The sequence below is a fragment of the Vibrio splendidus genome (genome assembly GCF_003345295.1).
Classification (GTDB): domain Bacteria; phylum Pseudomonadota; class Gammaproteobacteria; order Enterobacterales; family Vibrionaceae; genus Vibrio; species Vibrio splendidus_K.
In genome coordinates this window covers 1,582,453-1,603,259 of sequence record NZ_CP031056.1, presented here as the reverse complement: position 1 = coordinate 1,603,259, position 20,807 = coordinate 1,582,453, and the positions used below count along the sequence as shown (strand labels likewise).

Sequence of the window (20,807 nt, the reverse complement as noted above, 5' to 3'; positions counted from 1 at the left end):
CGACTCAAATGATGCAATCTAAGCTGCTAATTCAACGACGAGTACAGCCTTTTCTGGCTCGGTTAAGCAAAGACAATGTAATCCTATTTGGTCTGCTGGCCTTTTTGTCTGTGGTCATGACGTTGTTTATCCTGATGCCACTATGGGCGATGTTGAAAAAGAGTGTTCAGAATGCAGACGGAGAATTTGTAGGACTACAGAATTTCGCAACGTATTTTGCTTCTCAAAGCCTTTGGCAATCTGTAGGGAACACTTTTACTTTGGGTCTGCTAGTAACGGTTGTTGTGGGTGTATTAGCGTTTGGTTATGCCTATGCGTTGACTCGTTCATGTATGCCTTTCAAGGGACTTTTTCAGGTGTTGGGTTCAGCGCCGATTCTTGCTCCTTCATTGCTTCCCGCGATCAGTTTGATCTTCTTATTTGGTAATCAAGGTATCGCTAAAGAAGTCTTGGGTGGCAACTCGGTGTACGGATTGATTGGTATCTCACTGGGCCTGATATTCTGGACGTTTCCACACGCCTTAATGATTTTAACTACTTCATTGAGAACCTCTGACGCTCGTCTTTATGAAGCGGCACGAGCCTTAAACACTTCACCTTTGAAAACCTTCTTTATGGTGACGTTACCAGCAGCAAAGTATGGTTTGATCAGCACTTTGATCGTTGTGTTTACATTGGTAGTTTGTGACTTTGGCGTACCGAAGGTGATTGGTGGTAGTTACAACGTGTTATCTACCGATATCTTTAAGCAGGTGGTCGGGCAACAGAATTTCTCGATGGGTGCAGTGACCAGTATCATCTTGCTGTTGCCTGCATTATTGGCGTTTACCGTTGATCGCTGGGTTCAAAAGAAGCAGAAGAGCCTATTTGATACTCGCTCTGTCGCGTACCAACCAGAACCAAGCACTCTACGTGATGGGTTGTGCTTTCTTTATTGCGCCATCATATCGGCGGCTGTGATTATTGTGTTGGGTATGGCGATATACGGGTCAATGGTCACGTTCTGGCCTTGGAACAAGGCGTTAACACTAAATAACTATAATTTTTCTGAGATGAGTACTTACGGTTGGACGCCATTCTTCAACTCTTTAACGCTAGGCGCATGGACAGCAATTGTCGGCACGGTATTGATTTTCTTGGGTGCTTATTGCATTGAGAAAGGCAGAGCATTCGGCCCTATTCGTCAAGCAATGCAAATGCTCAGTGTGGTACCGATGGCGGTTCCAGGCATGGTACTTGGTTTAGGGTATATTTTTTATTTCAACGATTTAAGTAACCCTTTAAATTTCCTATACGGAACAATGGCGTTCTTGGTTATTAACACCGTAGTTCACTACTACACAGTCGGTCACATGACGGCGTTGACTGCATTAAAACAACTACCTGATGAAATTGAAGCGACCGCAGCCTCGGTGAACTTACCGCAATACAAGCTGTTCTTTAAGGTGACGGTGCCAGTTTGTCTGCCTGCGATTTTAGATATTGCGACATACCTGTTTATTAATGCACTTACCACGACATCTGCGGTAGTATTCTTGTATTCTACCGATACGATACCTGCGTCAGTTTCAGTACTGAATATGGACGACGCGGGGCAAACGGGTGCAGCAGCTGCCATGGCGGTGATGATCATGATATCGGCAGCGAGCGCGAAGTTGATTCATATGTTAATCAATAAGTTATTCGAGAAGCGCACCCAAGCTTGGCGTAAACGCTAGCAAACCATTTTATATTGCAGTTGGCCAAGGAGTGGCTGACGACAAGAACAAGAATAAAAGGAAATGAAGTGCAGTACGTAAAAATCAAAGATGTCATCGTAGAGCAGATAGAGTCGGGGATGTTAACACCACGACAGAAGCTGCCTGCGGAGCGCAAACTGGCTGAATCGTTTGATACAACACGAGTTACGTTACGTGAAGCCTTGTCTTCACTTGAAGCGGAAGGCCGAATTTATCGAGAAGACCGACGTGGTTGGTTTATCTCTCCTGCGCCACTGCGCTACGATCCAACACAAACACTGAACTTCACCAATATGGCTCTGTCGCAGAACCGTAAGCCGAAAACAGAGTTGGTGGCGGCGAAAGGCATGTTAGCAACCAAGGAAGCAACTAGGCTTCTTGAGCTGCAACCTTTTTCGGATGTTTATCGAGTAGACAGAGTTCGTTATCTTGAAGACAGACCCGTTGTGTATGTGACCAACTACATTCGACCTGAGCTGTTCCCTAATTTGCTTGATTATGACTTGTCTAAATCGTTGACGGACATCTACCGTGAGCACTTTGGCGTGGTGTATCAGAAGATCCGTTACCGAGTGAGCACAACGTCTTTGCTTGGCGAAACCGCGCAAGCCCTGCGTGCGACTTCTGGTTCTCCGGCTATGGTGGTTGAGCGTGTTAATTACAATCAAGACGGTGATTTGATTGATTGCGATATTGAATATTGGCGTCATGACGCGATCAGCATTGAGTCGATCGCACAGCTAGAGCGCTAGTCATACTTTAGAACGTTGGCATATCTGCAATTATGCAGGATTGCCCAATTGAAACGCTCAAAGGTCTCTTATTCGGAGGCCTTTTTTATCACCTGTTGTCAGCCGTTGTGCTAATTCATCAATAATTTAGGAATGAAATGGAATTCTCTGCGATTGTAATCGTGATCATTTCGGCTTTGCTTCACGCGGGTTGGAACGTTCTAGGTAAATCTAATCAAGGCTCGGGCTCGTCTTTCTTCTTAGCCTCTGGCTTTGCCGCTGCCGCGATATTGACGCCTTACTTGATCTGGTATGTTCACAGTGTTGGACTGTCAAATATCTTACTTCCATTTTGGCAACTGGTTTTCTTGAGCGGGATTTGCCAAATCATCTATTTGATCGGCTTGGGGGCAGCCTATAAACAGGCTGATATCGGCGTGATTTACCCAATGGCAAGAGCACTGCCCGTGTTGATGGTGGGTTTAGGCACGGTGTTGATAGGCTATGAGCTGTCACCTAATCAATGGTTTGGGTTCCCCTTGATTACCTTGGGTTGTTTGTTTGTTCCACTTAAGAAGTTTTCAGATTTTAGGTTAAAAGCGTATCTCAACCTTGGCGTGCTGTGGGCGTTAATCGCCGCTATTGGTACCACGGGCTATTCCATCATTGATAAAGAGGCGCTTCTATTATTAAATCCTCTAAGCACACCAACCATTACTAACAAACACACCGCGATTTTCTACCTAGGCATTCAGTTTTGGGCGATTGTGATTCCGCTGAGTGTTTGGTTATTCGTAACCAACCAAAGAATCGAGTTTGCGAATGCGTGGATACTACGCAAGAAAGCCACGCTTGCAGGCATTATGATGGCTTCGACTTATGGCTTGGTGCTGTTTGCGATGACTATGACAGAGAACGTCAGCTTGGTTGTTGCACTTAGGCAAGTAAGTATCATCTTCGGCGTAGTGATGGGGATCTACTTTTTAAAGGAAAAGTGGCACGTTACACGTGGTGTAGGCGTCATGTTTATCATTGCTGGCTTAGTTATCTCACTGACTTAAAAAGAAATTAAATCCTACCTCCAACCTATAACGTGACTTTTCAGTCGCATTTTTCTTATTGATAGCAAACGTTTTACTAATGTTAAAGATGTGATCCTTCTCATAGACAAGGTTGTAAAGTTACCGGTAACATTCATCTCAACGTTACCGGTAACATATAATAACAAGCCGGACTCTGTGAAACTCATAAGGATACCCAAATGAAAGCTCTGACTAAAACGCTGATTGCCGCTTCCCTCACTGGTCTATTTGCTACTTCAGCAATGGCTGCAGATTTTAAACTTAAGGTTCAATCTTCAGATCCATCTGGTGATTTGAACTTCAAGGTTCAGCAGAAGTGGGCTGAGCGAGTAGAGACGATGTCTAACGGACGTATTGATATCGATCTTCTGCCTGTTGGCGCTGTGGTTAAACACACAGAAACGCTAGGCGCGATCAAAATGGGCATCCTAGATGGTCACATCACAGCAACAGGTTACTTCTCTGGTAAAGATCCAGCATTCGGCCTAATCGGTAACATGGTTGGTGCGTGGTCTGACACAACACAACTGCTTCAGTACATGAACTACGGTGGCGGTAACGAACTAATGACTGAACTGTATAAGCCTTACGGTGTTCAGTTTGTTGGTGCTTCTACAACGGGTGTTGAATCTTTCATTTCTAAAAAGCCAATCGATGGTGTTGCGGATCTTAAAGGATTGAAATTACGTGCGCCTGAAGGCCTAGTTCAACAAGTATTTGCAGCCGCGGGTGCGACTCCAGTAAACCTGCCGGGTTCTGAAGTATTTACTGGCCTGAGCAAAGGCGTAATTGATGCCGCGGACTACACAGTATTTTCAACAAACCAAAAAGCGGGCATGAACGACATTGCTACCCACCCAGTTCAACCGGGCTTCCACTCATTGCCGCTTATCGATATCTCTATTTCTCAGAAGAAATGGGACAAGATGCCAGCTGATCTACAAACAATGCTGCAAACATCAGTGCGTGACTTCTCTTACGACATGACGACTCAGCTGAAAATGGCTGACCAAGCTGCGCTTAAAGAAGCTCAAGCGAACCCTGAAATTACTATCCACGACTGGTCACAAGAAGAACGTAAGAAGTTCCGTGAAATCGCGAAAGGCCAATGGAAAGTATTTGCAGAGCGTTCTGATAACGCAGGAAAAGTTTACACTTCAGTAACAGTGTTCCTAGAAGAAAACGGCTTACTGTAATTTAAACTTAGCTAACTGACGGGGGAGGGCATTGCTCTCCCGTATTCTCCCAGGAAATTTGGCTCATGACAGACAAAACTCCCCATGCCCCAGCTGAAAACGACGAGCAACCAAGAAATGCGCTCGATCGTTTTGTTATAAAGTTCAGTAATCTCGTGAGCTGGTTTTTTATCTTTACTGTATTGATTTCATTTTATGAAGTTGTGATGCGTTACGCATTCGATGCCCCGACCACATGGGTACATGAAACAGCTTCTTTCATCGGTGGTTCATTATTCATTATTGGTGGTATCTACGCGTTTGCTGCGAATAAACACGTGCGTGTGGTTCTTATCTACGATTCAGTGTCTAACCAAGCACGTAAATATCTTAATCTCGTTCACCATATTGTGGGTTTGGCCTTTGCTGGCATGTTGGCTTACGCCGCTTACTTCACCGCAGAAGAAGCATGGTTTGCACCATGGGGTGAGTTCCGCCTTGAAACATCAGGCTCAGTGTTAAACGCGCCTTATCCTGCATTGTTGAAAGGCCTGATCTTTGTCGTTTTGTGTGTTCTTGTTGTCCAGTTTGTATTGCACCTAATCCAAGAGTTGATGGGTCTAAGGAAGAATGACGATGTTTGATTTATCTTCTATTGGTATCGCATGGGGCAGCTTGCTCATGCTGGTTATGATGATTGGCTTGCTACTGACCGGTATGCAGCTAGCGTTCGTAACAGGCTTTGTCGCGATTTTCTTCACTCTATGCTGGTTTGGCCCTGATGCCTTACCTTTGATCGCAAGCCGTACCTACAGCTTTGCTTCTGGTTATGTTTTCCTTGCCGTTCCCATGTTCGTATTGATGGCGGCTCTCTTAGACCGTTCGGGTATCGCGCGTGACCTGTTTGATGCAATGAAATCGGTCGGACGTAAGGTTCGTGGTGGTGTTGCAGTTCAAACGCTATTAGTTGCGGTTCTATTGGCTTCTATGTCCGGTGTTATCGGTGGTGAAACGGTACTATTGGGTATTCTTGCTCTACCTCAAATGCTTCGTTTGGGCTACGACCGTAAGCTTGCTATCGGTACAACCTGTGCGGGTGGCGCACTTGGTACCATGCTTCCGCCAAGTATCGTATTGATCATCTACGGCATGACAGCCAGCGTATCGATTGGCGACCTGTTTAAAGCGTCTTTCTTACCAGCGTTTATCCTTGCGGGCTGTTACATCGGTTATGTATTGATTCGCTGTAAGCTGAACCCTTCTCTTGCGCCAATTCCAAGCGATGATGAGACAGAAGAAGACATCGCTAATCAGCCAAGCTACTTCAAAGCTCTGTTCTTCCCACTGCTTTCTGTTGCAACGGTTTTGGGCAGTATCTACACAGGCATCGCTTCAGTAACAGAAGCGTCTGCATTGGGTGTAGTTGGCATCATGATCAGCGCATTAATCCGTGGCGAATTGAACTACAGCATGTTGAAAGAAAGTGCGATGGCAACCATGCGTACCTGCGGCATGATCATGTGGATTGGTATCGGTGCAAGTGCTCTGGTTGGTATCTACAACCTGATGGGTGGTATCGATTTTGTCGAAGAAACCATCCTTGCACTCAGTGGCGGCAACGCGACAGTAACATTGCTAATTATGATGGCTATCTTGCTGGTACTAGGCATGTTCCTTGACTGGGTAGGTGTGGCACTTCTAACAATGCCAATTTTCGTTCCAATCATTACTGGCCTTGGGTTCGACCCAGTTTGGTTCGGCGTTGTGTTCTGTCTAAACATGCAGGTGTCGTTCTTGTCACCACCATTTGGTCCAGCGGCTTTCTACCTGAAATCGGTAGCACCAAAAGACATCAGCTTAGGTGAGATTTTCTCTTCACTACTGCCGTTCATTGCACTTCAAGTATTGGTGCTGGCACTGGTTATTATCTTTCCTCAGCTCGCGCTTTGGTGGCAATAACAGCAAAGGTTCCAGAGCGAGTTTAACGTTCAGGAACCTATCAACAGCAACACAAGTTTAACTATTAGATTCGATTGTCAGCCCCTGTTTTGGTTGGGGCTTAGGGAAGACTTGCCTTATGAAAAGCAAAAAAATACTCGTGATGGGCGTATCTGGATGCGGGAAAAGCCTAATTGGTAGCCGTATCGCACAGGCTTTAGAGCTTCAATTCTTTGATGGCGATGACTTCCATCCGCAAAGCAACGTAGAAAAAATGCGTCAAGGTATTCCGCTGACTGACGAAGATCGTCAAGGATGGCTAGAAACACTGAATAAGCAATATATCGAACAGCCAAGTGCTGTGATTGCTTGTTCTGCATTGAAACCTCAATATCGCGACATTCTACGAAAGAATAATGAAGGTTTAGTTATCGTGTACCTACAGGGTAGCTTCGACACCATTTGGAACCGCCATAAAGCGCGCGAGAACCATTACTTCAATGGTCAAGAAATGTTGAAAAGCCAGTTCGCAACCTTGGTTGAACCGAATGAAGCCGATGCGTTGTTTGTTGATATCTCACAAGATGTCGAACAGGTAGTAGAAAGTGCACTCAAACAAATTAAGCAGATAGGCTAAACCATGACTCAGTTAAAAAACGACATTGCGATGATTGGTTTAGGAGTGATGGGCAAAAGCCTTGCACTCAACTTACTGGATAACGGCTTTAACGTTGCTGGCTTTGATTTGAATACAGACAACATTGAGCGCGCTAGTTCAGAAGCAAAGCTGCTTAATGAATTGTTTACTGGTAAAGGTCAGTTCACACAAGGGACTAGCCTTGAGCATGTGTTGCAAGGGCTAGCTAAGCCGCGTGTAATCGCTTTGTCCGTTCCTGCTGGAAAACCTGTCGATATCGTCGTGAATAGCTTGCTTGATGCTGGCTTAGAAAATGACGACATTGTTATCGATACGGGTAACAGCCTTTGGACAGATACCGAGGCGCGTGAAGTGGGCTACAAAGGCAAACTGCGCTTCTTTAGCACCGCCGTTTCTGGTGGTGAAGAAGGCGCTCGTGTTGGCCCTGCGCTCATGGCGAGTGGTGACCAATCGGCTTGGCAATATGTGAAACCGATGTGGGAAGCTATTGCTGCAAAAGTGGATGCTAATGGACTACCGGTTGCTCAGTTTGAAGCGGGTGAAGCATGCGCGGCGTATGTTGGACCTTCGGGTACTGGGCATTACGTTAAGATGGTTCACAATGGTATTGAGTATGCCGACATGCAGCTTATCTGCGAAGTGTATCAGTTCATGCGTGATGTACTTGAAATGCCAGCTCAAGAGATTGGCCAAGTTTTCGAACAGTGGAACAACGGTGTACTTAATAGTTACCTAATGGAAATCAGCGCCGATATTCTTCAACAAGAAGATTTGGCGACGGGTAAGCCATTTGTTGATGTTGTGCTTGATAAGGCTGGCCAGAAAGGCACAGGCTTATGGACAGCAGTTAACAGTCTTCAGGAAGGCTGCCCAACTCCAACCATTGCACAGGCGGTTTATGCACGTGCGATGAGCGGTCAAAAATCACAACGTATTCAAGGGAGCAAACTGCTAAAAGGCAATGTTGCCGATGCGAGTCAGTTGGATAAAACAGAGGTTATTTCTGAGCTTCATGATGCTTTGTATTGCGCCAAGTTGTCTGTTTATGCGCAAGGTTTTGATTTGTTGAAAACAGCGTCAGACAAAGAGGAGTGGAATCTCGACTTTACTCAGATAGCTAAGATCTGGCGAGCAGGTTGTATTATTCGTGCAGCATTCTTACAAGGTATAACATCGGCTTATCAACAAAATGGTGAGCTGGCGAACCTGTTGTTTGACGAGGTTTTCATCAAACAAGTGGAAGAGCGTGAGCTTGCTTGGCGTATCGCCGTTGCTAACTCAGCTTTGTATGGTGTGCCGATGCCGGGGATCAGTTCAGCATTAAGCTACTTTGATTCTCTGCGCTGTGAAGTGTTACCAGCGAATCTATTGCAAGCGCAACGTGACTATTTTGGCTCACATACCTATTCACGAGTCGATAGAGATGAAGCTGAAAAGTTTCACGTGACTTGGAGTCAGTCTCCGAGAACTGAAGTAAAAGTAAACGCTTAAACAATCAATAACGCCCTCAACAAGAGGGCGTTTGTAATTTTGACGCTGTATCAACATTTTACTAAATTAGGCTTCAAATTCCACGTCAGTCGGATACACTGTTACCAGTAACATAACTCAAAAATAATAATTACTAATTATGTCGAATAAGAAAAAACGTCCAACATTACAAGATGTTGCCAACTTAGTTGGTGTCACCAAAATGACCGTCAGTCGCTGCCTGAGAGACTCTTCTCAAGTATCAGAAGCACTGCGAGATAAGATCAGCGCTGCAGTAGACGAGCTAGGTTATATCCCTAACCGCGCACCAGACATTCTTTCCAACGCAAAAAGCAATGCGATTGGTGTTTTGGTCCCCTCGTTAACTAACCAAGTTTTTGCTGAAGTTATTCGTGGTATTGAGCAAGTCACCGCGCCTGCGGGTTACCAAACCATGATTGCTCACTATGGCTATAGCGCAGAACTGGAAGAGCAGAGCATCGCTTCGCTGCTTTCTTACAACGTTGACGCGATTATCCTTTCAGAAAACGTGCACACTGATAGAGCGCGTAAAATGCTGCAGACTGTTTCTATCCCTGTGATTGAAATTATGGATTCGGTGTCTCCCCGTATTGAACAAGCGGTTGGCTTTGATAACTTCGAAGCGGCAAGAGCGATGACTAAAACCATGCTCGACCGAGGGCGTACCAATATCGCTTACTTAGCGGCACGTATGGATGAACGTACTCGCTTGAAAATGGCGGGCTACGAGCATGCGATGCAAGAAGCCGACAAAACGCCAGTAACGCTGCAAACGGAAGACGCTTCCTCGTTTACTCTTGGTGCAAAACTGATTGGCGAGTTACTTGAGAAGCACCCTGAAGTGAATGGCATTTTTTGTACTAACGATGATTTGGCCATTGGTGCTTTTTACGAATGTGTACGACGTGGTATTCAAGTACCAGAGCAGATGGCGATTGCAGGCTTCCACGGACACGACATTACAGTGGCGATGACGCCGCGTTTAGCGACTGTCGTAACACCTAGGGAGCAGATCGGTAAAGTCGCTGCAGAGCAAGTTGTAGCGCGTTTACAAGGCAACAATGAATGGGTGGCGAAGCTGGATCTTGGTTATGAGATTGAAGTAGGTGAGAGTATTTAATCTTACATTTCAGCTTTGCTCTTTATCGGATTCAAACTAAAACTAAAACGCCCTTAACGATAGTGATGTCGTTAAGGGCGTTTTCTATTTATCTAGCAAGAAGATATATGTAGTGACAGGTTTAACCTGCTAAAGCTTGAGCATCTTGTTGCTTCAACACTTTGTGGCCATCTTCAGTGACGCCACGTTTCCAGTAGCTGCTGATATAGATATTTTCTTTCGCGACTTCTTTATCGTTGCGGAAGTACTGTCTTAGTTCGCGCATGCTTTCAAATTCACACGCCGTCCAAATCGAAACCTGACCGTCTAACCATTCTGAATTGCGAACCGTCTGGGAAAGTGTTTCTTCAGTTTCATCTTCAATTAACCAAGTAACTTTGATGCCTTTGGGTGCTTCAAGTTGTTGCTTGTCTGCTGCTGAATTAATCTGAATGACAGCGTGGCCCGTTGCGTGCTCTGGAAGTGATTTTACTTTTGCAGAAAGAGCAGGGAGCGAGGTCATGTCTGCGACTAAGAAGAACCAATTAGACTCCAGATTCAGCCCTTGAATCAAACCAGGGCCTGCCACTGAAACTGTGTCACCCACTTTTGCGTTCATCGCCCATCTTGCAGCGAAGCCACATTGCAGATCTGTGGTTATGTGGCGTACAAAATCAACTTCAATCCACTTTTCTACTGGGTTGTATTGACGAATGGTGTAAGTGCGCATGGTTGGGCGCTCACCGTCATTCAGTTGGCTTAAATCAGTGGTGCCGAGTGGCGAGAACAAAAGCTTGATGTAGCCGCCGGCACATTCGATTGGGTACTTACTTAATCCTTCACCGCGAAGCGTTATACGCTGCATATTCGGTGTAATTGTTGAGGTTTGAGTAACGGTTAATGTGATAGGGCTAGGCTTGCTCATATAAGGCTCTCTTAGATTTTGATTTTCACATCATAATCCTGAACAGGAAAACACTCAATACTAATGGTTATCATTTACTTTTATTTACACAGCGCAACGTAACCTGAACCTCCATCTATTTACCTACCAATCCTGACATCTATTTATCTTGATATCCATATCGAAAAAAAGCCCTTTAGAAAACTAAAGGGCTTGATGAACGAGCTTGTTGAATAAGAGTGTTATTAGCTGTTTGCTTGCTCTAGTTCAATCGTTTCATCAGCGGCTTTCGCTGCGTCTAGCATCTTACGAATAATGAACGATGCTGCCATTGCGATACCAACCATTACTACCGCTAGGATAGTTAATAGTTGGAAGTAATCACCGTAAACCGTTTGAACGATCTCTTGTGTGATCTCTTGGCCTTTCTCAAGTGCAATAGACGTTGAGAATACAGCACCAACAATGCCTGATAGTGCGATTGCGACAGAGAATAAGCTTACTGAGAAGTTCTCGATGTGCTTAGGTGCAACAGACAGGATGAAGGCTACAACCATAGAACCAACAATAACCTCACCAAATGCTAGGAAGAAGTGGATTGCTAGGAACACTTCTGGGCGAATCAGAATATCTTCACCAACGGTCGTTACTGCCATCGTTAAGATACCGAAAGCGATCGTCGTCAGAATGAAAGAGAAACCTACTTTGGTTGCGGTAGAGAAATGAATGTTTTTCTTTTCTAGTTTAGAGAAGATGCCCGTAATGATAGGGCCTGCAACCATACACCAAAGTGGGTTCATTGCCATCGACGCTTCAGGTGCTACAGGGATGAAACCGAATAGATCGCCACGCATTGTGTTGATTGCAACCATTGTCATCGATGTCATCATTTGACCGTAGTACACGAAGAAACATGTCGTCAGGAATGTGATGATTAAGATCGTGCCCATTTTCAGCATGTCTGACTTCTTCGATTTCATCATCAAAGAGACAAAGTAGATGATCGCTGCACCACCAATTGCGTACACGATGTTCTGGCCGATATCCATGTTAGAAAACATGAAGAATACCAAACCAATCATTGCAGCTGAAAGGCCAAGGAATGCAGCCCAGTGTTTAGTGCTTACTGGCTTTTGGTCGATTTCAGCACTTGCTTCAACAAGGCCTTTGCGAACAAAGAGCATCATCAGAAGTGCGGCACCTGCTAGAGCAGCTGAAAGAAGGAAGCCACCGTGGAAACCAACAACAAGCACTAGCATCGGGAACAAGTACTGACCTAAAAGCGCACCAATATTGTTGACTGAGTAGTTGATAGGGTAGCAGTTTTCGAAATCTTCCTGAGTTTTGAACGTGCGTTTGTAAAGACTTGGGTAAGAAGGGGACATCAAACCACGCGCATAACTCGCTAAAGCAATACCACATAATGCCATTGGAACATTGGTCGCCGCGGCACCGAGTACCAGTAGAGCATAACCACTTGCGAACCCTAGAAAGGCAATGGTCAACGATCGGTATGCGCCTAAAAATTTGTCGGCGATGAAGCCACCTGCAATAGCAAATAGCGGTCCGATTGCAGAGAAAGCACCAACAACCATCATTGTGTCGGCTTCATTGTAGTTAAGATCTTCAAGGAAGAAACGAGTCAAGATCACCATGACGCCATAGAACGAAAGTCCAAACATCATTTGGCAGAACATCATTGATTTGTTTAATCTATTCCACATTATTTTATTCTCACATTAGTATTAAGATGTAGTGTAATAACCTAATTATAATACCATCACTAGCAATACATAAAATGAAACATGCATCCCAAACAGAACTTTACTCGATATACCTTTTCTTATGAGTACATTGATATTTCTCATGAATGAAATTTGCAATGTTAGATTTTGATAATGGATACATAACTGTGAGAAATTTAACTACCTTCATTTGTGGCTAAGTAATGAACGGATAAAGGAAAAGTTAACATTGGTCATCTTGTAAAATGTTCAAGTGAGTGTCACTTTTTATTGGCTGTTGGATTTTAGCCAATAAAAAAGCCAGCTTGGTGGCTGGCTTTTGTTTGGATATCGAAAACTAAGTTTACAATAACGGTTCTGAGTGAGGCGATTTCTTTTCGTGCGTGTCAACGATGTATTGCGTTTCAACTATTCTCTGTATCTCGACTATTCATCGCATCTAGCTATTCACATGGTGGCGCCATGTGGATCACCGCTAAACCACCTAAAGACGTTTCACGGTACTTCTTGTTCATGTCTTTACCTGTTTGGTACATGGTTGCGATAACCTTGTCTAACGAGATAAGACACTTGCTGGTGCGTTTTAGAGCCATACGTGATGCGTTGATGGCTTTCATTGCACCCATTGCGTTACGCTCGATACATGGCACCTGAACAAGCCCGCCGATCGGATCGCATGTCATGCCTAGAGAGTGCTCCATTGCGATTTCAGCTGCGATACAGATTTGCTCGTTGCTGCCACCGCGCAAAGCGGTTAAGCCAGCAGCAGCCATTGATGAAGATACGCCAACCTCACCCTGACAGCCTACTTCTGCTCCAGAAATTGAAGCATTGGTCTTGTATAGGATGCCGATAGCGCCAGAGACTGCCAAGAAGTCTTTCAACTGCTTGGTGTCTAGCTCTTTAATGAAACGATGGTAGTACATTAATACCGCAGGAATAACGCCAGCCGCACCATTGGTTGGAGATGTTACCACTTGGCCACCCGCTGCGTTTTCTTCACTTACAGCAAAGGCAAATAGGTTAATCCAATCCATGATCTCCATTGGATCATTTTCAATCGAAGCATTCGCCTCAAGCTTTTTCAAAAGAGCTGGCGCTCGACGGGTGACTTCTAGTCCGCCATCAAGAATACCTTCAGTATCAAAGCCACGCTGCATGCACAGAGACATCACCTTCCAAATTTGGTCAGCTTTTTGGTCAATCACATCCATGTCTTGGAAAGACACTTCATTGCGCAGGATTAAGCCACCAAGGCTAAGCCCTTGCTGCTCTGACAATTCAAGTAGTTGGTCGGCAGAAGAAAAAGGGAACTCAACTTGTGTTTCTGCTTCTTGCTTGCCGTTTTGTAGCTCATCAGCGGTTGCGATAAAGCCACCACCAATCGAGTAGTACGTTTCCATATCTAGAAGACTACCGCTTGCGTCAAAGGCAGAGATGGTCATGCCATTTTCATGAAGCGGAAGATTAGTTTTATGGAAGAGTAAGTCGCTTTCTACATCGAAGTGAATTTCATGGTTACCGCTAACCAGTAGAGATTTATCTTCAATCGCTTTACGCATTGCTTGGTTAGCACTGGTAATCTTAATAGTGTCGGGGCGGTTACCGAGCAAGCCTAACAAAGTTGCTCTGTCTGTGTGGTGACCAATACCCGTCAATGATAACGAGCCGTATAAGTCGATTTGAATACGCTTCACTTGCTTAAGCTGAGCATCAATTTTTTGGGTAAAGTTAAACCCAGCGATCATTGGTCCATTTGTGTGGGAGCTGGACGGGCCAACCCCAATTTTGTAGATATCAAAAATAGACAGCATAGTAACTTCCTGTGAAGACGGTTCGATGAACGAACTCTGGTTAAAGTATATCTTTTGTTAACCTCACTTCTTTGAGTGAGCGTATTCTTTCAATGAGATTAGTGTTAACAAGCGTGTAGTTCGATGAAATACAAGACCGTGCTATTTTTGCTTTATATAGCTGCACGTTGATTCTTGTGTACCTTAAGATGTTGCTATCAATAGTGAGCATTATTGCGAGCTACATTTAGGAATTTAAAAATACTTTTGTTAAGAACTATTGTATACATAATTCACTCCATCTAATCACTAAAACGAGACTTGAACATAAAATGAGCATTAATCACCTCCTTATTGTGCTAGGTAAGCGACTTAATGGGAATAAATTGACTGATGAAGGCATCAGTCGAGTTGATGCTTTGATGGAGTATCTGGCGAGGCCTTTGGCAGAAGAGTCTATTCAGAAAACGGGTGTTGCATTTTGTGGTGGGGTGACAAAAGGTCAAACCACCTCTGAAGCGGATGCAATGCACCAGTATTTTAGAATTATGGAAAGCCAGCGAGAATATCCGTTTTCCTTAGGGGCGATTTTGCTTGAGCAGAAATCGACAAATACGGTTGAGAACATTCAGAACTTAGCTTCAGAGATGATTGAAAGTGGACTGTTTACCCGTGGGCAGAGTGTGAAGGTGACGTTCGTTTCGAATGACTACCATTTACAACGTATTTTCGAGATCCAATCGCTCATGGACGAACAAGGCTTGCTTAAGGTTTTGGTCGAGAAGTGCTCTGCACTTGGGGTGGAACTACAAATCGATCCTCAACTAGAAGCTCATGTTGCGGTGCCATATCCTCATCAAAATACTCAAGGGCAATTGTTTCTATTGATGGATGTGCTGACAACCTATCGAGTTTATCTTGAAGGTGTTTCTGCGGGCACATTCAAGCGAGATTTGGAGTTAGTTAGGGGGGAGCCTAAAAGGCTGTCGTTGGAGGCACTGATAGCGGTAAAGGCGTTAGTAGAGGGGGCGCCTCATTTTGACATCGTCGACAGCTTACTCCCAGTATTGGAGCGCTGTATCCAGCAGACTTCAGTGGGTACCGACATAAAAAAAGTCAGGGAGTACCTAGCATTACTCGATACTAACCTGACTTTATTGAATCGTTATTTAGACCCGGAATCGGATCACACACATCGCTGGTGGCGATAGATGTTTATTTCTTTCTCGTGATGCCAATAACGGTCTTTAAGCTCGCAAACGCAATCAGACAGTAAGCTAGAAGCTCAGTACCTTCTTCAGCGATGGTCTTAACATTACTTATATAATGTTCTCCCATTACGCCATGCCAAAAACTACCCATGCCAAATAAGCGAGAGAAAACAAGTAAAAGCATAACACCAGTAACCAGCGTGTTCATGTGTGGAGATGCAAGAATAAGCGCAAGCTGATCAATGGTTCGTTTACCATTTTTAATTGCATAAAAGATTGCGCTACCAGCAACCAATAGGGCAGGGACAACCCAAGCGCCATGTACGATCATGTCAAACCAATAATCTAATTCTCGAATGAACATTACAGCGAAGAATGCGCTGATTAACATAGCGGCATGCTTTACCTCAGGACGCTTTTTAGCGAGGTAAGCAAATGCGCCAGAGGAGACGATCAAAAGAAATTGCTGTAGCATTTCAGTGACTGAATTTTCACCGATTTTTCCATTCAAGAAAACGAAATCAATGCGGATTGCAAGGTTGACCATTATACCAATCGCTAAAACAACGAGAGCTGTTTGGCATCGTTTGTAGATCACTTGAGATGTCGATTGGGAAAGGGTGAACTCTGGCAGTTCAAACGACATTGGAGTGTGTTCATTGGTTTTAGATTGGCTTTTCATAGTAATTCAATGTGTAAATATTTGTAACGGGCAGGCATTCTATCGGCCTCGGTTAGGCTAATGTCAGAGCTACGTCAGAAATAAAATGCCGTTCAATTGGTGTGGAAATACGGTAAACTGCCGCTTGGTAGCGGTCAGTCTACGTAATGTAATGGGATTTGATTAGGTGGGATTCGTGACAGAGTAACGCCGTTCACAGGTACGGCGTCATCAGTTCACGATGTCGCAGTTTAGCTTTCTTCTTTTTGCTCATGGTTGTTGCGGTAGTATTCCCATTGCTCGATACGTTCACCGTCATCAAACACACAATAAGTGGTGCGTTGATTGTTTTCAGTTACGGTTTCTAATTCACCATCTTGTTGAACACAATAAACCGCGGCTGGGTTAGCGACTGAAACACGTTGGCCTTCGCTATATTCTGCATAGTCGTTTGTACAACCGCCCAACACAACGGCAAATACAGCCATCAAACCAAGTTTCTTCATGTTTATCTCCTATGTGATAACTCTATAATCGAATGCGTTAAGTTCTACAGAACCAGATTAGAAGCTCTATGAAATTAGTATATTTTAGATTTCAGAAAAGGTTGTCCTAATTTGGTCAAGATATTGAAATAGGTTGATATTTCGCTATTTTTAAGTGCTTTTTGAGTGTTTGATCAAGCTGACATAGCTGATGTTATAACAGGAACGGCCTCCGTCAATAAGGTGCTACTTGATGGTTACTTTGACTCGATAGCCGTGGGAGAACTGCGATCAAAAGCAGAGGATATGTGTTCTTGTGGGGTACGGAGAACCTCGAATCTATTGATGATTATGATATGATGCCGCCAAATTCAGTAGAGCAGTCAGAATCATGAGACACCTAAAAACCACCATCCACCCTGATATCGATCATCTAGACAATAAAACGGTATACAAGCGTAATGCTGCCCGCGCCATTGTATTAGATGGTGAAGACATTCTGATGCTTTATACAGAGCGTTATCACGACTACACCATTCCTGGTGGTGGTTTGGATGAAGGTGAAGATGTGATTGCTGGTATGGTGCGTGAACTCGAAGAAGAGACCGGCGCGAAGAATATCCATAGCATTAAGCCGTTTGGCATTTTTGAAGAGTTCCGTCCTTGGTATAAAGACGATGCAGATATGATGCATATGATCTCTTACTGCTACTCATGCAAAATCGATCGTGAGCTTGGTGAAACGGCTTACGAAGATTATGAAGTGAAAAACGGGATGAAGCCGATGTGGATGAATATCCATGAAGCGATCGCTCACAACGAAAAGACCATGGCTGAGAGCTCTAAGAAGGGCATGAGCATTGAGCGCGAAACCTTTTTGTTACATCTCATCGCAAAAGAAATGCTGTAACCCTTTTAATAAATCGAGACTGTTTAAAAGTAGAATATTTTTAAACAGTTTTGCTAACCATGAACGAACAATAATACCTACCCCTTTACTTGACCAAACACATCGTAGTTTGAGTTTTAAGCAAAACGCCTCCAGCCCTTAAACAACTTATCCAGTTTCCAAACCGCATAGAACGTTGCTGTATCTAACAGACTTTCAAGTTGACTAATCTCTTTTCAAGTTGACTAATCTCTTATCAAGTTGACTAACCTTTCTTCAAATTGATTCTTATTTTGAAGAACAGACCGTTTTATCCTGATTGTAATTTGAAATTTGAAAAATAAGTCTTATTTTTCAATGTAATACGATTATTTTCAAATAGTTAGAAACTTGGCTTCTCTTTTGCTTCTTTGTATTAAGCAGCTCGCTTTATCGGCACGAAAACAATAAACAAAGATGTGGATTGTTTTGAGTTAAATGAGACGTTTCTTTAATTTGCCGTTCAGAGTTTACGTACTTTTCAAGGAAATCGCAGAAGCGAAGAAGAAGTCGAGGTTTACTATGAAATACAAGCAAATTATTTATCTTGTGACGGCAGCAATCAGTGTCCCTATCTACGCAACGACGGTGGATTTGGACTTTTCAAACCATGTAGAGGTGACGAACGGTAGCAGTTCGTGGGCTGGGCCCACCTACGATGGGGCATCAATGCATTTTCTGAACGTCGGAACACATGATGGAAAAACAATAGACGCCAAAGTGTCTAGTAGTGTGTTTGGTGATGCGACATTTTTGTTTCATGCTCCTAACTACAAAGTTGGCGCGACGCAGCCTTCAGGAGATATTGGTTTTCTTTACCAAACTAACTCAGCGGGCTCTGCAGGCTTAATCTATACCTTTGAATTTTATGATGGTACAGATGGCCTCTCAGGTACGTTCTCAGTGCCTTATACACTTCCCGAATTTGACATGATTGGTTATGACATTGATGGCGAATCCGTGCAGTCGGAGCAAGTCAGAGTGTTTAAAAGCGAAGGTTTCTACAGTTACCAGCTTGGTAGTGCTAGCGCGAGTTTGACGGCGGAAGAGAGTGCCGATGGAACGTCGGTGCTATTCACCGGACCAGGTACGAACTATTCCGAAACTGACACATCCGGTGCCGTAAAATTCACCTACAAGAACACCTCGATCGTTACTCTACAATTTGAAACGGTTACGAGTAGTAGCAGTAGTTTCCCTAACCCGATTTTCTCGGCATTTGACGGTAATTGGGATTTATCTGGATTTACTACGCCAATAGAAAGCTCAGACGAATCTGATTTGGGTGACGCGCCTGACAGCTATGGAACATTACAGGCGAGCAACGGTGCTGAGCATGCGATTTCTTCCACGCTGTACTTAGGCGCTAGTATTGATGCCGATACTGATGGCCAACCTGGCGCATCATCAAACGGCGATGATTTGGATGTTGACGGAAATGATGATGACGGTATTGCATTGCTGACGAACCTTGAAATCGGCCTAGACAGTCTAATTAATGTCAACGTAGTCGGTAGTGGTTACCTACAAGCTTGGGCCGACTGGGATATGGACGGGACTTTCGATGATGACGAGCAAATACTGAAAAATTACTCTGTTGTCGACGGAAGCCAAGTCGTTCCTATTCGTGTTGGTGATGACGCCGTCGTTGGTGTTGTACAAACTCGATTCCGTTTAGCGAGCAGCCCTAATATTCCGAGCGATGGATACGTGGGTGACGGGGAAGTAGAAGACTACGTGTTCAACGTTACGGATCCTGGCACAACGGTTCAACATTCTAATTACTATACAGCGGCCTTTGAAGATAATTGGCCAGAAGTTGGTGACTTTGACTTAAATGACGTCGTGGTTTACTACCGCACTACCATTTTAAGTAAAGATGAAGCAGTGCTTCGAATGGATATTACTGGAACCATAATGGCCTACGGTGCTTCTTATGGTAATGGACTAGGATGGAAGCTTGATGGCTTCGATGAGTCAGATGTTGATCTTCAAACGGCTCGAGTGCAAAAGAATGGCGCGACTCGAGTAAATATCTCGCCGTTTACAGGTGAGGACAAAAATGTTGCATCGCCAGGAGGAGACCTCGTTGTTGTCGCTTCGTTGAACCTAAAAAATGATCTTCCGATTCACGGTGAGTGCATGTTCCACCGCACTAATCCGTCTTGTAGCCCGACGTTAGAAGCTGACCAAATGACGTTCAGCATTTCTCTACCGTTTGCTTCTGGAAGCGAGCCGACAGTGAGTTCACTGATGCCATTAAGTGGCTTTGACCCATTCATCTTTGGAGCAGGAGAAGGTCAATACCATGGTGATAGCTTCGTTACATCTCCGGGTAAAGACTTAGAAATACACACGGCAGACCTACCACCAACGTCTCGTGGCACGTTAGTGAGTGATTTCTATGGCATCGCGCAAGACGATTCAGACCCATCTAGTGATAAATACTATCGAACTACGCAAAATATGCCTTGGGGTATCTTAATTTCATCGCCATGGAATCATCCATCAGAGTACATCGATATCAGCGAGGCATACCCAGACTTTGCTGAATGGGCGACCTCAGGAGGTTCTTCAAAACCAACCTGGTACTTGGACCCTAACGCCAACAAAACGTGGTCTACTGAAGATTAATCAAGGAGGATTTATGAATACAACTAAACTAATGCTGAGTAGTGTAACTTTGGTCTTTCTTACTGCTTGTGGCGGCGGAGGTGGTGGCGGTTCAACCACTTCAACGCCAAGTTCAGTCGCCCCACCAAGTAGCGCTCCTGCTGGGGTCAGTAACGCGGTTACCTCTAGCGTTGCACCTGTACAACAAGCGCTGAAATCGGTAGAGCTATCCGTACCGGAAGGTTTTGATTTCTCTACCGAGAGAGAGGTTGTTGTGAGCGTTGACGTAGCAAGTTCACAAAGCTCTCGAGGCTTTATGAGTATCTACACTGATTTTAATGGTGAGGTTGTCGATTACACCTCACAGGTGTTGAGAACGCCGATCAATGAGGATATTGATTTTTCAACGACACTGCTTCTTCCAAATCATGTTGATAAGGTTTGGGTAGAAGTATGGTATCCATCAGCAATGGGAAGTGAAGTAAAGCGTTTAGTGGACATCAACAATGGGCAGGTAGACGTCGTCCTTTAAA

At 44.4% G+C, this 20,807-nt stretch carries 18 protein-coding genes; 13 read left to right on the top strand and 5 right to left on the bottom strand.

The window, feature by feature from the left end; translation table 11 throughout:
- Positions 1 to 8 precede the first annotated feature (8 nt).
- From DUN60_RS22680 to gntR, 9 genes are all read left to right on the top strand, one after another.
- Positions 9 to 1,718, top strand: coding sequence for a putative 2-aminoethylphosphonate ABC transporter permease subunit (locus DUN60_RS22680; protein ID WP_422641393.1), 1,710 nt, complete (start codon positions 9 to 11; stop codon positions 1,716 to 1,718).
- A 68-nt stretch (positions 1,719 to 1,786) separates the two neighbouring features.
- A complete protein-coding gene (phnR, locus tag DUN60_RS22675; RefSeq protein WP_010428770.1) occupies positions 1,787 to 2,491 on the top strand; it encodes a phosphonate utilization transcriptional regulator PhnR in 705 nt (234 codons plus the stop codon).
- A gap of 137 nt (positions 2,492 to 2,628) precedes the next feature.
- Entirely contained in the window at positions 2,629 to 3,531 is a 903-nt protein-coding gene (locus DUN60_RS22670) for an EamA family transporter (protein ID WP_114635532.1), read from the top strand.
- Between the two features lie 200 nt (positions 3,532 to 3,731).
- Positions 3,732 to 4,748 (top strand): TRAP transporter substrate-binding protein, encoded by a 1,017-nt coding sequence (locus DUN60_RS22665; RefSeq protein WP_114635531.1) that lies wholly within the window; start codon positions 3,732 to 3,734, stop codon positions 4,746 to 4,748.
- A gap of 65 nt (positions 4,749 to 4,813) precedes the next feature.
- Positions 4,814 to 5,371, top strand: a complete 558-nt coding sequence (locus DUN60_RS22660; protein ID WP_017079674.1) for a TRAP transporter small permease subunit — start codon at positions 4,814 to 4,816, stop codon at positions 5,369 to 5,371.
- On the top strand, positions 5,364 to 6,686 hold the full coding sequence (locus DUN60_RS22655; RefSeq protein ID WP_114635530.1) for a TRAP transporter large permease: 1,323 nt from the start codon (positions 5,364 to 5,366) through the stop codon (positions 6,684 to 6,686). Before DUN60_RS22660 ends, DUN60_RS22655 begins: the two co-directional genes overlap by 8 nt.
- 118 nt (positions 6,687 to 6,804) lie before the next feature.
- A complete protein-coding gene (locus tag DUN60_RS22650; RefSeq protein ID WP_017059513.1) occupies positions 6,805 to 7,302 on the top strand; it encodes a gluconokinase in 498 nt (165 codons plus the stop codon).
- Positions 7,303 to 7,305: 3 nt separating this feature from the next.
- Positions 7,306 to 8,814, top strand: coding sequence for an NADP-dependent phosphogluconate dehydrogenase (gndA, locus tag DUN60_RS22645; RefSeq protein WP_114635529.1), 1,509 nt, complete (start codon positions 7,306 to 7,308; stop codon positions 8,812 to 8,814).
- A 139-nt stretch (positions 8,815 to 8,953) separates the two neighbouring features.
- Entirely contained in the window at positions 8,954 to 9,955 is a 1,002-nt protein-coding gene (gene gntR, locus DUN60_RS22640) for a gluconate operon transcriptional repressor GntR (RefSeq protein WP_017079677.1), read from the top strand.
- A 121-nt stretch (positions 9,956 to 10,076) separates the two neighbouring features.
- Here the strand turns inward: gntR and DUN60_RS22635 are convergent, their stop codons facing one another.
- From DUN60_RS22635 to DUN60_RS22625, 3 genes are all read right to left on the bottom strand, one after another.
- On the bottom strand, positions 10,077 to 10,859 hold the full coding sequence (locus DUN60_RS22635) for a siderophore-interacting protein (protein WP_114635528.1): 783 nt from the start codon (positions 10,857 to 10,859) through the stop codon (positions 10,077 to 10,079).
- A gap of 224 nt (positions 10,860 to 11,083) precedes the next feature.
- Positions 11,084 to 12,562, bottom strand: coding sequence for a POT-type proton-dependent oligopeptide transporter (locus tag DUN60_RS22630; protein ID WP_114635527.1), 1,479 nt, complete (start codon positions 12,560 to 12,562; stop codon positions 11,084 to 11,086).
- 464 nt (positions 12,563 to 13,026) lie between these two features.
- On the bottom strand, positions 13,027 to 14,397 hold the full coding sequence (locus DUN60_RS22625) for an L-serine ammonia-lyase (protein WP_004730160.1): 1,371 nt from the start codon (positions 14,395 to 14,397) through the stop codon (positions 13,027 to 13,029).
- 311 nt (positions 14,398 to 14,708) lie between these two features.
- Here DUN60_RS22625 and DUN60_RS22620 point away from each other — a divergent pair, with 311 nt between their 5' ends.
- On the top strand, positions 14,709 to 15,587 hold the full coding sequence (locus DUN60_RS22620) for a YdcF family protein (RefSeq protein WP_114635526.1): 879 nt from the start codon (positions 14,709 to 14,711) through the stop codon (positions 15,585 to 15,587).
- Positions 15,588 to 15,591: 4 nt separating this feature from the next.
- Here DUN60_RS22620 and DUN60_RS22615 read toward each other — a convergent pair whose 3' ends face one another.
- Both DUN60_RS22615 and DUN60_RS22610 read right to left on the bottom strand, forming a co-directional pair.
- The gene (locus DUN60_RS22615; RefSeq protein WP_114635525.1) at positions 15,592 to 16,269 is read right to left on the bottom strand and encodes a hypothetical protein; all 678 of its coding nucleotides are present in this window, start codon (positions 16,267 to 16,269) and stop codon (positions 15,592 to 15,594) included.
- 230 nt (positions 16,270 to 16,499) lie between these two features.
- Complete coding sequence (locus DUN60_RS22610; RefSeq protein WP_054547073.1) at positions 16,500 to 16,754, bottom strand: putative hemolysin; 255 nt, start codon at positions 16,752 to 16,754, stop codon at positions 16,500 to 16,502.
- A gap of 370 nt (positions 16,755 to 17,124) precedes the next feature.
- Here DUN60_RS22610 and DUN60_RS22605 point away from each other — a divergent pair, with 370 nt between their 5' ends.
- The 3 genes from DUN60_RS22605 (at position 17,125) to DUN60_RS22590 (ending at position 20,806) form a co-directional block, all read left to right on the top strand.
- Positions 17,125 to 17,643 (top strand): NUDIX hydrolase, encoded by a 519-nt coding sequence (locus DUN60_RS22605; protein ID WP_017082444.1) that lies wholly within the window; start codon positions 17,125 to 17,127, stop codon positions 17,641 to 17,643.
- Between the two features lie 540 nt (positions 17,644 to 18,183).
- Positions 18,184 to 20,295, top strand: a complete 2,112-nt coding sequence (locus DUN60_RS22595; RefSeq protein ID WP_114635524.1) for an LruC domain-containing protein — start codon at positions 18,184 to 18,186, stop codon at positions 20,293 to 20,295.
- A gap of 13 nt (positions 20,296 to 20,308) precedes the next feature.
- Positions 20,309 to 20,806: a hypothetical protein gene (locus DUN60_RS22590; RefSeq protein WP_114635523.1), complete on the top strand. Its 498-nt coding sequence runs from the start codon at positions 20,309 to 20,311 to the stop codon at positions 20,804 to 20,806.
- Position 20,807: the final 1 nt, after the last annotated feature.

Coding starts and splice junctions, on each gene's coding strand:
- DUN60_RS22630 (WP_114635527.1), bottom strand. CDS start 12,562: ATGTGGAATAGATTAAACAAATCAATGATGTTCTGCCAAATGATGTTT.
- DUN60_RS22655 (WP_114635530.1), top strand. CDS start 5,364: ATGTTTGATTTATCTTCTATTGGTATCGCATGGGGCAGCTTGCTCATG.
- DUN60_RS22635 (WP_114635528.1), bottom strand. CDS start 10,859: ATGAGCAAGCCTAGCCCTATCACATTAACCGTTACTCAAACCTCAACA.
- DUN60_RS22615 (WP_114635525.1), bottom strand. CDS start 16,269: ATGAAAAGCCAATCTAAAACCAATGAACACACTCCAATGTCGTTTGAA.
- DUN60_RS22595 (WP_114635524.1), top strand. CDS start 18,184: ATGAAATACAAGCAAATTATTTATCTTGTGACGGCAGCAATCAGTGTC.
- DUN60_RS22625 (WP_004730160.1), bottom strand. CDS start 14,397: ATGCTGTCTATTTTTGATATCTACAAAATTGGGGTTGGCCCGTCCAGC.
- gndA (WP_114635529.1), top strand. CDS start 7,306: ATGACTCAGTTAAAAAACGACATTGCGATGATTGGTTTAGGAGTGATG.
- gntR (WP_017079677.1), top strand. CDS start 8,954: ATGTCGAATAAGAAAAAACGTCCAACATTACAAGATGTTGCCAACTTA.
- DUN60_RS22670 (WP_114635532.1), top strand. CDS start 2,629: ATGGAATTCTCTGCGATTGTAATCGTGATCATTTCGGCTTTGCTTCAC.
- DUN60_RS22665 (WP_114635531.1), top strand. CDS start 3,732: ATGAAAGCTCTGACTAAAACGCTGATTGCCGCTTCCCTCACTGGTCTA.
- DUN60_RS22680 (WP_422641393.1), top strand. CDS start 9: ATGATGCAATCTAAGCTGCTAATTCAACGACGAGTACAGCCTTTTCTG.
- DUN60_RS22650 (WP_017059513.1), top strand. CDS start 6,805: ATGAAAAGCAAAAAAATACTCGTGATGGGCGTATCTGGATGCGGGAAA.
- DUN60_RS22610 (WP_054547073.1), bottom strand. CDS start 16,754: ATGAAGAAACTTGGTTTGATGGCTGTATTTGCCGTTGTGTTGGGCGGT.
- DUN60_RS22605 (WP_017082444.1), top strand. CDS start 17,125: ATGAGACACCTAAAAACCACCATCCACCCTGATATCGATCATCTAGAC.
- DUN60_RS22590 (WP_114635523.1), top strand. CDS start 20,309: ATGAATACAACTAAACTAATGCTGAGTAGTGTAACTTTGGTCTTTCTT.
- DUN60_RS22620 (WP_114635526.1), top strand. CDS start 14,709: ATGAGCATTAATCACCTCCTTATTGTGCTAGGTAAGCGACTTAATGGG.
- DUN60_RS22660 (WP_017079674.1), top strand. CDS start 4,814: ATGACAGACAAAACTCCCCATGCCCCAGCTGAAAACGACGAGCAACCA.